Here is a 13,724-nt window from a genome sequence, read left to right as displayed (position 1 = left end):
GTGAATGTTCGCGGGCGCGAGGCTGATCAGGGCACGGTCCACCGCTGGTTGGCGCCGCCGTGGCAGTCCCAGAGGTGGATCTGCTGCCCGTCGGCCGGGTTGTTCTCCGAGACGTCCAGGCAGCGGCCGGACTGCGGGTTCCGCACGGTACCGTCCGGCTGGGCCACCCAGTTCTGCGCGCCGGTCCCGTTGCAGGTCCACAACTGCACCTTGGTGCCGTTGACGGTGCCGCCACCCGCGACGTCCAGGCACTTGCCGGAGCCCGGGTTGCGCCACACCTGACCGTCGATCGACCACACCTGCGCCCCGGTGCCGTTGCACGTCCACAACTGGATCTTCGTGCCGTCGGCGGTGCCGGCCCCGCTCACGTCCAGGCACTTGCCCGCCAGCCCGGCGACCGGGCCGCTTCGCGTAACGCCGCCGCCGTGCACGAGGGTGAACTGGTCGACGTCGTACAGGCCGGTGCCGGTGCCGGCGAAGGTCAGGTACAGCGTCCGCGCGCCGGCCGGTACCGCGGACAACGGCGCGGTGACATCGGTGAAGGAGCTCCATCCGCCGGTGTTGGGCACCGCCACCGAGCCGAGGACGGTGCCGGTGGCGGAGCCGGTGCGCACCTGGAGAGTGCCGCCCGGTCCGCCGGAGACGACCCGAGCGGTCAGCGCGGTCACTCCGGTCAGGTCCAGGTTCTGGTACACCGCCCAGTCGCCGGGGTCGATGTAACCGAGGGTCTGCCCGCCGGCCGCGCCGTCCTTGCTGAACGGCGTCACCCCGCTGGCCTCGGTGTACTGCTCGGCCTGCACGGTCTGGTCGCCGCCGGCGCCGCCCAGTTCCTTGATCCGGATGTTGCGGAACGCGGCGTGGTCGGCGTCGCTGTGGTTCTGGATGCCCACGTAGCCGGCCAGCGACCGGGCCGGGTCGGTGTTGGTGAAGTCGTTGATCTTCACGCCGTTGAGGAAGACCTGCAGGCGCTCCCCCTCCACCCGCAGCTCGTAGCTGTTCCACTCCCCCGGCGGGTTGAGCGCCGCGTCGCGGGCTGCGATGTCGGCGGCCTGGAAGCCGTACACCGCGCCGGTCGTGTGGTCCGGCGTGTCGGTGGCGTCGATCTGGATCTCGTATCCGTTGTTCACCGCCGACCACGGGTCGTCCGAGGCCGGGAAGCCCATGAACACGCCGGAGTTGTCGTCGCCGGTCAGCTTCCAGTCGGCCTTAAGCGAGTAGTCGGTGAACTGCTTCGCGGAATACCAGTACAGACCCAGCCCGCCGGTCGAGGAGAGGGTGGCGTCGGCGTTGGTGAAGCCGCCGGGTCCGGCCTGCGACCAGCCGATGGTGGAGCCGTTGTAGAGGGTCGTGTAGCCGGTCTCGGGCCGGCAGTCGGCGTGGGTGCGCCCGGCGGCGTACCGGATGCCGCCCAGCAGCATGCGGCGGAACGCGTCGTCGGCGTACGACTCCGCGGTGTGCCCGCCTCCGGTGTAGAACGAGCGGCCCGCGTCGAGCGTCTTGCACCAGATGTGCGGGTGGTCGGCGCCCATCCCGCCGCCGGAGTACGACGTTTCGTCGAGCGTGGCGAGCACGTGTGCGGTGTCGCGCACGTTGGTCCGGTAGTTGTACCACTCGTCGGTGCGGGTCCAGGTCGATGGCAGATGGGCGGTCGCCGCGGTGGCCCGGTCCGCCACCTTGACGTCCGCCTGCTGGATGGCCGGGTGCGAGGCGAACCACGCTCCGACCAGCTGACCGTAGAAGGGCCAGTCGTACTCGGTGTCGGCGGCGGCGTGCACCCCGACGAAACCCCCACCCCCGCGGATGTACGACTCGAAGGCCGCTTGCTGGGTGTCGTTGAGCACGTCACCGGTGGTGTGGAGGAAGACCACCGCCTCGTACGGGCTCAGGCCGGCCGTGGTGAAGGCGGCGGAATCCTCGGTGGCGGTGACGGTGAAGTTGCCGGCGGCGCCCAGCTCGCGTACGGCCTGGATGCCGGCGGCGATGGAGTCGTGCCGGAAGCCGGCGGTCTTGCTGAAGACCAGCACGTCGAAGGGTTGGTCGGCGGCGTGGGCGGGGATGGCGGGCACGGTGGTCGCGGCCAGCCCGGCCAGTGCCGCGAGGGCGGTGCGCAGGAATCGACGCATGAGACGCTCCTGAGGTCGACGCGGGGCTAGGGCAGGGTCCACTTCTGGTTGGCGGCGCCGAGGCAGTCCCAGAGGTGGATCTGCTGGCCGTCGTCGGACTTGATCTCCGAGACGTCCAGGCAGCGGCCGGACTGCGGGTTCCGCACGGTGCCGTCCGGCTGGGCCACCCAGTTCTGCGCGCCGGTCCCGTTGCAGGTCCACAACTGCACCTTGGTGCCGTTGACGGTGCCGCCACCCGCGACGTCCAGGCACTTGCCGGAGCCCGGGTTGCGCCACACCTGACCGTCGATCGACCACACCTGCGCCCCGGTGCCGTTGCACGTCCACAGCTGGATCTTCGTGCCGTCGGCGGTGCCGGCCCCGTTGACGTCCAGGCACTTGCCGGCGAAGCCGGTCACCGGGCCGCTCCGGTCGGTGACGAAGGTGAACGAGTCGACGTCGAACAGGGCGCCGGAACCGCCGGCGAACGTCAGGTACAGCGACTGGGTCCCGCTCGGCGCGTTGGTGATGGCGCCGTTCACCTCGGTGAAGACGTTCCACGCCCCGGTCACCGGCACGGTCGCCGAGCCGATCACGGCGCCGGTCGGCGAACCGGTGCGGAACTGCAAAGTGCCGCCCGCGCCGGCCGAGGAAACCCGGGCGGTGAAGCCCGTCGCATTGTCCACGATGTACGGATCGAACTCGATCCAGTCGCCATTGTCGATGTTGCCCACGGTCTTGCCGCCTTCGGCCTCCGGCTTGGCGAAGGTGTCGATGCCGGAGGACGTCTTGTAGTGCTCGGCCTGCCGGTGCCGCGGGGCGAGCCGGTGCTGGGTGTGCGTGGTCAGGCCGCCGGCGTCGGTGTACTCGGCGTCGAAGATCGGGAAGATGTTCGCGGCCGCGTCGTGCTCACCGTCGACCGGCAGCGTGATCGAGCCGGTGCACCCGTTGACCGAGGTGATCTGGTGGCCGTGCTGGTCGTGCCCCAGCACGTACGTCATCTTGACCTTGCTGCAGTCGATCGAGCTGTCCTCCGGGTCGGTGACGACGATGCGGTACGGCACCGTGTCGGCGAAGCTGACCAGCCGGCCGTTGCCGGGCGCGGTGATCTGGACGGTCGGTGCGGTGTTGCCGACGCCGATCTGGATTCCGGCGGTGCCGGTGGCGCCCTGCGGGTCGGTGACGGTCAGATTGACGTTGTACGTGCCATTGCTGCCGAAGGTGTGCGTCGGGTTGGCGCTGGTGGAGGTGCTGCCGTCGCCGAAGTTCCAGGCGAAGGCCAGTGCGCCGCCCTCCGGGTCGGAGGAGCCGGCCGACGAGAAGGCCACGGTCAGCGGCGCCTGCCCGGAGGTGCGGTCGGCCGCGGCCACCGCGGTCGGGCTCTTGTTGCCGCTGCCGACGTAGTCGTAGCGGTAGAGGGCCGAGTTGGCGTCGCCGTTGAAGTAGCCGGTGCCGTAGTCCAGCACGTACAGCGAGCCGTCGGGCCCGAAGGCCATGTCCATCACCTGCTTGCCGTTCCACGGGAAGTCGGCGATCTCGGCGACCGACCCGTCGCCGTTGAGGTGGATGGGCTTGATCCAGCCGCGGCCGAACTCGCCGGCGAAGAAGTGCCCGTCGAGGCTCGAGGGGAACTTGGTGGCCGACGGGTTGGCCGCGTCGTAGTGGTAGACCGGCCCGGCCATCGGCGACTCGGATCCGCCGCCGAACTCCGGCGGGCTGCCGGCATCGCCGCCGTAGCGGATCCAGGCGGGCTGGGCCGGCGGGAGCTTGGTGAGCCCGGTGTTGCGGAACGAGTTGTTGGTGGGACCGCCGGCGCAGTCGTACTTGGGGCCGGCCGTGCTGGTGGCGAAGTCCCATTCCGCGTACGTCTCGGCGGCGGTGTTCGTGCCGGTGCAGTAGGGCCAGCCGAAGTTGCCCGGTGCGGTGATCCGGTCGAACTCGACCTGCCCGCCCGGCCCGCGCGCGGAGGCGGCGCCCGCGTCCGGTCCGTAGTCGCCGACGTAGACGATGCCGGTGGCCTTGTCGACGCTCATCCGGAACGGGTTGCGGAAGCCCATCGCGTAGATCTCGGGACGGGTCTTGGCGGTGCCAGGCGCGAACAGGTTGCCGGCCGGGATCGCGTACGAGCCGTCGCTGTTGACCTTGATCCGAAGGATCTTGCCGCGCAGGTCGTTGGTGTTGCCGGCGCTGCGCTGGGCGTCGAATGCCGGGTTGCGGTCGGTCCGCTCGTCGAGCGGCGAGTATCCGTCGGACTGGAACGGGTTGCTGTCGTCGCCGGTGGAGAGATAGAGGTTGCCGGCGGCGTCGAAGTCGATGTCGCCGCCGACGTGGCAGCAGATGCCGCGACTGGCCGGCACGTCGAGGATCCCGCGCTCGTCACTGAGCTTCCAGTCGGCGGTGAGCGTGAATCGGGACAGCCGGTTGACGCCCTGCCAGACGGAGTAGTCGGCGCCGCTGTCCGGCGAGTCACCGGCCGGCGTGCTGAGCGGCGGGGCGTAGTAGAGGTAGATGAACCGGTTGGCCGCGAAGCCGGGGTCGATCCCGACTCCTTGCAGGCCCTCCTCGTCATGGCCGTAGACGGCGAGCGTGCCGACCACCGAGGTGGCGCCGCCGGCGTCCGTCCGGCGCAGGGTGCCGTTGCGGGCGGTGTGCAGCACCGACCGGTCGGGCAGCACGGCGAGACTCATCGGCTCGCCCACTTCGGGCTCGCCCTTGGCCAGCGTCACCTGCTGGAAGTCGCCGGCGACGATCTCATGGGCCAGTGCCGGTGCGGCCAGCACCAGGGTCACGGGGACGACAACCGCTGCGCCCATGGCAACGGCTCGCCGGAACACGGACATAGGCGTACAACCCCTTCCTGAATGGAACGACGCCAGGCTGGGCGCGCGTGGACGCGCCGGAAGCCGGGATGGGTTGAGCACACCGTCGATGGACAACGGCACCGCCGGTTCACATCGACGCAACGTGGGGGTTCAGTGACCGAAACATTAGATGAGTTTTGATTGGAATGTCTATAGTTCTCGCTCTATCAGATGAACTTTTGTCGATCTGTGCAGAAGAATCTCTTGACGGCTCGGCGTGCGCCCCGCCGCGGGCGGTAACGGCTGGTCCTGACCTACGACGCGGAAGCCAACCGGTAAGACCCCTTGCCGGCACATTTGGCCGCGTACATCGCCTCGTCCGCCTTGGCCATCATGGCGGCGGCGTCCTGACCGTCGCTGCCGGCCACCGCGACGCCGATGCTCGCGCCGACGCGTACCTGTTCGCCACAGGCCAGGTGGCACGGCCGCCCGACGGCCTGGACGATCTCGTCCGCCACGGCGGTGAGGTCCCGCCGTCCCGGCTCGGTGAGCAGGACGACGAACTCGTCACCGCCCAGGCGGGCGACCACGTCGGCGGACCACACGCTGGCCCGGATCCGGGCGGCGACCTCGCTCAGCACGGCGTCGCCGCCGGCATGCCCGTACACATCGTTGACGGGTTTGAAATCGTCCAGGTCGATGAGCAGTACGCACATCTCGGCCTCGCCGCGGCCGAAGGCGCCGTCGACCTGCTCGAGGAACTGCGCCCGGTTCGCCTGACCGGTGAGGCTGTCGGTGAAGGCCATGGTGTGCAGCCGTGCCGCCAGGACGTCACGTTCCCGCAGCAGCGCCGCGTTGTCGATGAACGCGGTGAGCTGACGGGCCACCACCATGCCGGTGCAGGCGCCCAGTCCCGCTATGGCGACCCAGGCACGTACGTCGAGCCCGTTGACCACGAGGGTGACCACCAGAACGGCGAACGTGCCCCAGAGCGCAACGTAAGGAAGGAGGCTGAACGAGCGCTTGCGGGTGTCGCCACCCCGACGGCGGCGAGCGTTGCCGGACCGGCACTGCGACCATGCGGCGCCCATCAGCAGCACGTGCGACCAGACGGTCATCGTGAAGATCACACCGGGGTGGCCGCTGCCGGCAAGCTCACGCCGAGCGCGCGGGCCAGGGCCTCCACGGCGCCGGCGAAGGGACCCAACACGCCGATGTGCCAGCGGAACGGCGCCACGCCGCTGAGGCAGAGCCGGCCGACGGCGAACACCGTCAGCATCGCGACCACCGGACCGGCCGCCACACTGACCAGGTCGTGCGCCATGATCGACCGATTCGTCCCGGCGGCCACGGTCCAGTAGAGGCCGAAGGTGCCGGCCGCCGTCACCACCGTCGCCAGGTCCAGTAGATAGCAAAGCCGCTCGCGGGCCGACCGGTGCGGTTTCGGATATGTCAGCACCACGATGGTGATGAGCGTGCACCCCAGCCCGAGCGCAATCGTCCGGGCCAGTCCGGTCCCGGTCAGGGCCGCCACCGAGAACGGCGCGGCGACGGCCGTGACCAGCTGTGCCCACTCGCCGGCCCCGAAGACGGCGGCGGCGACGGCCAGTGCGGTCCAGAACCTGCGCCGCGGGTCGGTCCGCTCCATCTGCCGGCTGGCCCGGAACGCGAAGTAGGACATCAACGAGGCGAACGTCCCCACGGCGAGCCAGCAACTGGCCACCTGCAGCCGCAGTCCCGCCGTGGTGGACAGGTACGAGCCGGACAGAATGACGGTGAGCGCGGCGGCACCGGGCAGCACGGCATGATGGTGTAGCGCGCCGATGCCTGCTCCGCGCGTACCGGTCCGGCTCTCCGCGACGCTCATGCACGCCGTATCGGCGGGTGGACACCCTCATTGAGGTATCTCGCGCATCGTGCCGCACGGAAACTGATCGCGGCGATGTCGGTTAAGAGCCCTGACGATTCCGCTGCGTATGCCGATCCCTCGAGGGAAGACGCCGATCCCAAGGAGCAGTGGGTGCGTGCAGTCGAAGCGCGGAGAGGGGGTGCGGAGCGCCGGATCCGGCTCACTGTGGCCACCGCGGTCGCCGCCGCCGTGGCCGAGGCGGTGCTGGTGGCCATCGGCACGGTCGTCACCCTTCCCGCGCCGCTGATCCGGCTGCCCGGCCGTCACCGCACCCGCCGTGGCGATGTGCGCCTGAGCGATCGTTGCTGACCCCGCGATGTGCGGGTCGTTGGGAAGCGAGAGGCATCTCGCCCCATCCACCGCCGGTCAGTAAAGTGGTCAAATCGCCTCTTGGTGACCTCCAGTCAGCAGCGCACGGATGTCGAGGCGGGCCAGATCGGTTGCTGGCGCGGCGCTGCAGCATTCTGGACCGGTGTGCCCGAGGTGTACTACTGAGCATCCGGCGGCGACAGCGCTGGCGACGCCGAGCAGCGAGTCCTCGATCGCCACGCAATCGCCTGTCGGCAGTCCGAGCCGACCGGCGGCTATGAGGTAGGGCTGCGGATCCGGCTTCATCCGGTCGACGTCGTCTCCGGTAACGACCACGTCGAACAGGGCCGCGCGGTCACCGTGCAGGACGCTATCGACCAGTAGCTGGCTGCTGCTGGTTACCAGTCCGGTCGCGGCGCCGGCGCTACGGGCTTGTCTTACCCGCTCAAGGGCAGCCGGCAGCCAGTTGACGTTGCGCCGCAGGTCGGTGTTGACCCGTTGTTCAAGCCATCGCACGTCGGAGCCGATCTCCCCGCTGGTCCAGCCGACTCGCTGCCGCACGATCGTGACTGCCTCCGGAGTGCTGACCCCCACGAGTCCGTCGAGGGCTCCGGCCGGGACCTCGTCGATCCGGGAGGCGAGCAACGCGAGATGAGCGGCCTGCCAGTAGGCGTTGCTGTCCAGCAACGTCCCGTCGAGATCGAACAGCACCGCCCGATACGTCACCTGTACTCCCTACTTGCGCCGACGGGTGCCACCGACTGTCGCTGCCTCGTTACCCCGATAGCATGTACGCCCACCGAGGTGAAGGACACTCGATCATATGGAACCGGCAGTCGCCTTCGTTCTTGCTCCCCGAACGCGCCGAAGTGTCGGTATGGCATTTCTAGTCAAGGGTCGCACATTGATGACGTGTGCCCATGTGGTTAACACAGCGATCGGCAGGGACCCACGCGAGTCAGCGCCTGTGCCGGATCAGACTCGCCTGCAGCTATGGTTTCCTCTGCTCGGCTCGGATGCCGACAGAGTCGACCGGTGGGCGACGGTGATCGACTGGCGGCCCTGCGCAGAAATCGACTTCGAGCTGGCCGACATCGCGTTGCTGCAACTCGGGGAGTCCGTGGACAGCTACGCAGTCACGCCGTTGACGCTTTCGATGGCGCCCGAGCTGGCTGCGGGAACAGCCGTCAGCATGTCGGGGCCGAATCCCGGAGGAACCGCCGGGCTGGAGACGACTGGCGAGGTTATGGGCACGGTTGCCAAGCATCGCCTGCAGATCGACGAACCCGGCCACAAGGTGGCGCCCGGCTACAGTGGCGGCCCTGTGTGTGACCGACAGACCGGTGAGGTCGTCGCGATGGTGCAGGCCGTGCCGGCCGTCCGGACACATGCCGACGTCTACGCCTTGAGCGCGCCGCTGCTACGGGAGGTCATCGCCGTTCTGGACACCGTGCCGCAGCAGCCTGCACCCCGCCCCGGCGAAGGGCACGTCCTTGATCATGCCGAACTCCATTTCGACGGCAAGTCCTACTGGCTGCGGCAGGTCCGCCACCTGTACAACGGGGGCCGCACTCCGATTGTCAGCCACGAGTTCAAGGTAGCGGTCGAGCATGCCCCGTATGAAGACCCCGACGCCAAGGCGGACTATCACCGCCGGAATCCGCTCATCCCGGCAGCCCGGCGCGCCGACCGGCTCGCCGTGCTCGAGGTCGAGGCGTGGTTCACCCTCGTGCGTCCAGGTGTGGAACAGCAGGGACATCCAGACCTTGGGGTGCGCACGGAAATCCCCCACAAGCGGATCGAATTCGTCAAGCCCGTGGCCGATCAGCAGGCCGAATTTCGTCTGCTTTTTCCCGCGTCGACGCCGCTTGCCCCCGGCGCTGAGGCGATCGTCGAGTACTCCTACCGGGTCAGCGCCCGCAAGTGGGGGCAGTGGTTTCAGCGCAACACCAAACCGAATACCGAAACGCTCAGCGTGGAGGTGTACTTGCCCGCCCGGCTGCATCCCGAAGGCTGGGGCATGAGTCTCGCGCCGTCGAATAGCGTCGTTACGGTTTTGCCCGGTGTGACCACCCGCCGGGCCGGTGACGACATTGTGTTCTCGTGGAAAGGTAATGCCGACGACGAGGATCTGACGGCATCCCGCCGGTTGCGCCTTGAGTGGTTCTTCTGGAGTCAGGTCCCGGACTCTGCGGACTGCGCAGATGCGGCCGCGGTGCTCGGCCGATTCGGGATTCGGCAGGTTCGCAAGCCGGCCCGCAACCAGGCGGAATCGACGTACTTGCATCTTCCGAAAGCATCCACCGTGCTTGGCGACTCCGGACAGGACCGGACGATCATCCGGCGAACGGTCGCACATCTGCGCAAAGTGGCCGGCTGGGTCGGCCGGTTCCATCAGTTCGACCCCGCGGTGAGCCGGGGCTTGGCTGCCCCTCAGCTTGGGATGGGTTTCCCGATAGCGATTGTCAGTCAACCGACCGGCGGCGACTACGACGATGAGCTATTTCGAGACGGATGGTTGGAGCTGGTCAACCCGAGAATCGTGGCCGTCAGCCTGGAAGCTAGGACCGAGTTCGAGGGCTGCCTGAGCTTTTTCGACTATCGGGGAAAGGTCACCCGACCGTGGGGCATCCGCGTCGAGTTCGACGGCTCAGACGGCGTTCTGGAGTTCACCGGCACCCTGGCCCGCAGCATTCACCATGAACTCGACCACCTGAGAGGCATGTTGTTCACCCACCGGCATCGGATGCCGGAGTTGGAGCAGCCCATCCCGGTGCAGCAGTACCGGCAGCTGCGCGAACCGCCACCCGATTCGCCCCAGGGCGATCTGAACTGGCGGAAAGCCCGCGACGGCGACGGTTAGAGAGCGCGCCCGTCGCTCGCACCGGAAGCGTCGGCCGAGATGTTCCGCGGTGTGTCCTCGTCCTCGCTTGTCGGCGGCGCGCCGGCTCGTCGGGAGTCGCCACTGATCCACTTGACCGTCAGTTTGACGTTCGCCTCGGCAGTGCCCTTGGTCAAGATTACCCCGTGTTCCCCGCCGATCTTCAAGCCGAGCTCGACGGCGATCTCGTCCGGGCGCCGAGCCGTCTGCCGTACCCGGGTGATGATCCGGTCGAGGACTGGAACAACGTTGTCCATTGCCGCGGCGAGCGTGAATGCGGCTGGCGAAAGCCTGTTGCCATCTCGCGCTATAAGATTCAAATCATGCCCTTGCTCGTCGCGATCGGCCTCGATCTCGAGGACGGCGTCGCTGCCGTCACCGAGCCGAACTGGGAGGATGAACGTCATATGGCGACTCCGTGCTGCTCGGTTGGCTGTACTCCACGCTGCCGGCGCTCAATCTTGGGCCGACGCCCACGATAGCGGGCGCGTCAGGCAGCCAAGAGGGCCGGGACGGGACAAGCGCCCCCGTTCTCAATGCACGGCCGCGGGACAGGAGCGCCGGTGCGCTCTGGCCTGCCGGAATGACCAGGCGAATCGGTATTGCGTGCGTAGCACCGGATTGTCGACGCTCCACTGGTGGGTGACCGCGTGCATGCCCGCCACGCTCGTTAGAATCACGGGACGGTCAGCGAACCACGATATTTCCTCACCGGCTGGGCGGGCTTCCAGATCACGAGGGAATGTCAGCGACACGGACAGTTTGCGGGTGGGCCAGCGAACCACCCGGCCGAGCCAGTCTCCCCACTGCGTCCAATGGAGGCGGAAAGCACAGACCAGCACGGCGGTAGCCCCCTGATACAGCGGCTGCGGGGTGCTGTCCGGCGCAAACTCGATCTCGATGCGCTTGTACGACGGGCGGTCCTCGATCACTTTCCACTGGGTCGGCATCCCGTCGACGGTGGAGTAGAAGGCCGCCGCGTGGGTGACGATGGGATGCCGCTCGTAGAAGTCCCGCGAACAGCTCTCGTCGCCGGGATAGGCGTCCGCGGCGATCCTGGTGACAAAGTGGGTGATCGGCCTTGCGCCAACGTTGCGGATACGCCGGGTGAGCTGTACCTGGTAGAAACCGTGACCGTCGAGACTGATGTCGGCGTGTTCGTGATCGACGACGAGTTCGACGCCGGGTGGCGGGGTGGGCCGGGACGGCATGGCGGCGGCAGGTCCGCGCGCGATTCTCCAATAGTCCTCAAAGGCGGCGGTGAGGCTACCGGTATGGCCAAGAACCTCCTCGGCTCGCCAGGTGAAGTCGGCGGTGGGGGCGTGCCGTCTGCCCTCGATGTGACTGATATAGGAAGGGTCGCGACCCATCATGTTGGCAAGTTGTTTTTGGTTGAAACCGTGATCGCGGCGCAGGCGAATCAGCACTTCGACGTAGCGAGCGATCGCACTCCGGCCTGCAGGATCGTCCATCTCCACCACCCCTTGCGCCAGAGTTTCTAGAATCGCTGTCCTCGCGGCAGATCGGCAACGTGAACTAGCACACCACCGCTGTGTCGTCCCCTCGATTGACAGCGAGCGCGCGGGCCTCAGGCGGCGTAGGTACTCCTGCTTGCGGGAGTCGTTCGACCAGAGATCATCTTAGCGGTATCGGTAAGCCGCCCGCGTGGCGGTCGCGTCCACGGAGGTGGTGTACGGCGGGCCTGATGGCGGGCGTGTCGTGAGATTGAAGACGGCCACCGCGTTGATCTTTTTCAGACGACCAAGTACTGATCAAGGAGAGTGACGCGATGACCGCACCTGAGAGTGTGGACCCTGCCGGGCTGTGGCGCGAGCAGATCGAGTCGGCGAGCCCGGATTTGCTGCGGGCGATGGTGAAGACGTTCGCCGACGCGCTGATGAGCGCCGAGGCGGACGCGGTCTGCGGTGCCGGCTACGGTGAGCGCAGTCCGGAGCGGGTGAACTCCCGTAACGGGTATCGGGCGTGGGAGTGGGACACCCGGGCCGGCACTGTCGAGCTGGCCATCCCGAAACTGCGTTCCGGCTCCTACTTCCCGGACTGGCTGGGGACTGTGCCGGGAGCGGTGTTTTCGGCCCGACACGCCGGGCTGAAGACCTGGCGGGATGGGCACCGTGAGTGATGACATCGAACGTTGTGAGTCCACGGAAGAAGACCGGCGATGATGCGCGGCAGCTGTCGCCCGAGCAGGCCGCTGCGGCCGCGATGGTGGCCGAGGCGAAGGCCCGCGGCCTGGAGTTGACCGGCCCGGACGGCCTGCTGAAATTGTTCACCAAGAACGTCCTCGAGACCGCGTTGAACGAGGAGATGACCGAACACCTCGGTCATGAGAAGAATCAGGCCGAGCCGGGTCGCGAGTCGACGAACGTCCGCAACGGCAGCCGGGGGAAGACGGTGATCTCGGACGCGGCCGGTGAAGTGCAGATCGAGGTGCCGCGGGATCGGGAAGGGACGTTCGAGCCGCAGATCGTGAAGAAACGGCAACGCCGCCTGACCGAGGTCGACGAAGTTGTCCTGTCGTTGTATGCGAAAGGAATGACGACCGGGGAGATCTCCGCGCATTTCGCGGAGATCTACGGGGCGTCGGTGTCGAAGGAAACGATTTCCCGGATCACCGACAAAGTCGTCGCTGAGATGACCGAATGGTCGACCAGGCCACTCGACAGCGTCTACGTCGCTGTGTTCATCGACGCTATCGTCGTGAAGGTTCGCGAGGGTCAGGTCGCCAACCGGCCCATCTACGCGGCCATCGGGGTCACCGTGGACGGCCGCAAGGACGTCCTGGGGCTGTGGGCCGGCTCTGGCGGCGAGGGCGCGAAGTTCTGGATGAGCGTCCTGATCGATCTAAAGAACCGTGGCGTGCGGGATGTTTTCTTCGTCGTCTGCGACGGGCTGAAAGGGCTACCGGACACGGTCGAGGCCGTCTGGCCGGAAGCCGTGGTTCAGACATGCATCATTCATTTGATCCGGAACACTCTCCGTCTGACGTCGCGAGCGGACGCCGACGCGATCAAACGAGATATCCGGCCGATCTACACCGCCGTCAACGCGGACGCCGCGTCGGCCGCACCGGACGACCTGGAAGAGAAATGGGGAACGAAGTACCGGGCGATGATCCGGTTGTGGCGTAACGCGTGGAACGAGTTCATTCCATTCCTCGACTACGACGTCGAGACCCGCCGGGTCATCTGCTCGACGAATGCTATTGAATCGTTGAACGCGCGTTATCGGCGTGCTGTCCGCGCCCGGGGTCATTTCCCGAGCGAGCAGGCCGCGTTGAAGTGCCTGTACCTTGTGACCCGCAGCTTGGACCCGACCGGGGCTGGCCGGGCTCGATGGACGATGCGCTGGAAGCCTGTGCTGAACGCCTTCGCCATCACGTTCGGTGACCGCTGGCCGGCCGCCGAGACCTACTAACCGAAGAGCCGAAAACACCGATCTTGGGAAAGTCCCTCTGGGTGGGAGCGACCGCGGTTGCCGAGTGCGACAACTCCGGTCGGTGCCCGGTTGGCTCGGGCTTGTCTGCGTCACCGCTGCACTTCGGTCACTTTTCGCTCATTCCGGGGCGATGTTGTCGGCGTTCAGGCCCGCGTTTGTGTCGGCCGCGTGTGCCAGTTGGCGTTCGTGCTACTCACGTCGTCGACCGTGTTGTCGACTCCTACCCTAGGGATGATCACAGGCTTGAGCCGCTCATAGAATGATGT

At 67.4% G+C, this 13,724-nt stretch carries 10 protein-coding genes and 1 pseudogene; 4 read left to right on the top strand and 7 right to left on the bottom strand.

All coding sequences use genetic code 11. From position 1 onward, the window contains the following. Positions 1 to 26: 26 nt before the first annotated feature. From ACQP2F_RS16310 to ACQP2F_RS16295, 4 genes are all read right to left on the bottom strand, one after another. Positions 27 to 2,123: a ThuA domain-containing protein gene (locus ACQP2F_RS16310; protein ID WP_433304803.1), complete on the bottom strand. Its 2,097-nt coding sequence runs from the start codon at positions 2,121 to 2,123 to the stop codon at positions 27 to 29. A 26-nt stretch (positions 2,124 to 2,149) separates the two neighbouring features. Next, positions 2,150 to 4,915, bottom strand: a complete 2,766-nt coding sequence (locus ACQP2F_RS16305; RefSeq protein WP_433304801.1) for a PQQ-dependent sugar dehydrogenase — start codon at positions 4,913 to 4,915, stop codon at positions 2,150 to 2,152. A gap of 302 nt (positions 4,916 to 5,217) precedes the next feature. Next, entirely contained in the window at positions 5,218 to 6,021 is an 804-nt protein-coding gene (locus ACQP2F_RS16300) for a diguanylate cyclase (RefSeq protein WP_433304799.1), read from the bottom strand. Positions 6,022 to 6,029: 8 nt separating this feature from the next. Next, positions 6,030 to 6,704 (bottom strand): hypothetical protein, encoded by a 675-nt coding sequence (locus tag ACQP2F_RS16295; RefSeq protein ID WP_433304797.1) that lies wholly within the window; start codon positions 6,702 to 6,704, stop codon positions 6,030 to 6,032. 219 nt (positions 6,705 to 6,923) lie between these two features. On the opposite strand from ACQP2F_RS16295, the gene ACQP2F_RS16290 reads away from it, so the two are divergent. Then, positions 6,924 to 7,121, top strand: a complete 198-nt coding sequence (locus ACQP2F_RS16290; protein ID WP_433304796.1) for a hypothetical protein — start codon at positions 6,924 to 6,926, stop codon at positions 7,119 to 7,121. Positions 7,122 to 7,190: 69 nt separating this feature from the next. Here the strand turns inward: ACQP2F_RS16290 and ACQP2F_RS16285 are convergent, their stop codons facing one another. Then, positions 7,191 to 7,847 (bottom strand): HAD family hydrolase, encoded by a 657-nt coding sequence (locus tag ACQP2F_RS16285; protein WP_433304794.1) that lies wholly within the window; start codon positions 7,845 to 7,847, stop codon positions 7,191 to 7,193. Between the two features lie 97 nt (positions 7,848 to 7,944). Here ACQP2F_RS16285 and ACQP2F_RS16280 point away from each other — a divergent pair, with 97 nt between their 5' ends. Next, positions 7,945 to 9,984: a peptide deformylase gene (locus ACQP2F_RS16280; protein ID WP_433304792.1), complete on the top strand. Its 2,040-nt coding sequence runs from the start codon at positions 7,945 to 7,947 to the stop codon at positions 9,982 to 9,984. Here ACQP2F_RS16280 and ACQP2F_RS16275 read toward each other — a convergent pair. Together ACQP2F_RS16275 and ACQP2F_RS16270 are read right to left on the bottom strand one after the other, a co-directional pair. After that, on the bottom strand, positions 9,981 to 10,409 hold the full coding sequence (locus ACQP2F_RS16275; protein ID WP_433304791.1) for a CU044_2847 family protein: 429 nt from the start codon (positions 10,407 to 10,409) through the stop codon (positions 9,981 to 9,983). The genes ACQP2F_RS16280 and ACQP2F_RS16275 overlap by 4 nt on opposite strands. Before the next feature lie 126 nt (positions 10,410 to 10,535). Further along, entirely contained in the window at positions 10,536 to 11,474 is a 939-nt protein-coding gene (locus ACQP2F_RS16270) for a helix-turn-helix domain-containing protein (protein ID WP_433304789.1), read from the bottom strand. Between the two features lie 317 nt (positions 11,475 to 11,791). Here ACQP2F_RS16270 and ACQP2F_RS16265 point away from each other — a divergent pair. Both ACQP2F_RS16265 and ACQP2F_RS16260 read left to right on the top strand, forming a co-directional pair. Further along, positions 11,792 to 12,067 (top strand): annotated as a pseudogene (locus tag ACQP2F_RS16265) (transposase); the annotation flags it as partial. 74 nt (positions 12,068 to 12,141) lie between these two features. Next, complete coding sequence (locus ACQP2F_RS16260; protein WP_433304288.1) at positions 12,142 to 13,437, top strand: IS256 family transposase; 1,296 nt, start codon at positions 12,142 to 12,144, stop codon at positions 13,435 to 13,437. The last annotated feature ends 287 nt before the right edge of the window (positions 13,438 to 13,724 follow it).

It is taken from the genome of Actinoplanes sp. CA-030573, from assembly GCF_050951115.1.
Classification (GTDB): domain Bacteria; phylum Actinomycetota; class Actinomycetes; order Mycobacteriales; family Micromonosporaceae; genus Actinoplanes.
Note: the sequence above shows the minus strand (reverse complement) of the source record. Positions and strands in the feature narration are given on the sequence as shown.

What these genes read in the sequence shown, in the direction of transcription:
- ACQP2F_RS16310 (WP_433304803.1), bottom strand. Translation starts at nt 2,123, where the DNA reads ATGCGTCGATTCCTGCGCACCGCCCTCGCGGCACTGGCCGGGCTGGCC.
- ACQP2F_RS16300 (WP_433304799.1), bottom strand. Translation starts at nt 6,021, where the DNA reads ATGACCGTCTGGTCGCACGTGCTGCTGATGGGCGCCGCATGGTCGCAG.
- ACQP2F_RS16260 (WP_433304288.1), top strand. Translation starts at nt 12,142, where the DNA reads ATGACATCGAACGTTGTGAGTCCACGGAAGAAGACCGGCGATGATGCG.
- ACQP2F_RS16275 (WP_433304791.1), bottom strand. Translation starts at nt 10,409, where the DNA reads ATGACGTTCATCCTCCCAGTTCGGCTCGGTGACGGCAGCGACGCCGTC.
- ACQP2F_RS16280 (WP_433304792.1), top strand. Translation starts at nt 7,945, where the DNA reads ATGGAACCGGCAGTCGCCTTCGTTCTTGCTCCCCGAACGCGCCGAAGT.
- ACQP2F_RS16270 (WP_433304789.1), bottom strand. Translation starts at nt 11,474, where the DNA reads ATGGACGATCCTGCAGGCCGGAGTGCGATCGCTCGCTACGTCGAAGTG.
- ACQP2F_RS16305 (WP_433304801.1), bottom strand. Translation starts at nt 4,915, where the DNA reads ATGGGCGCAGCGGTTGTCGTCCCCGTGACCCTGGTGCTGGCCGCACCG.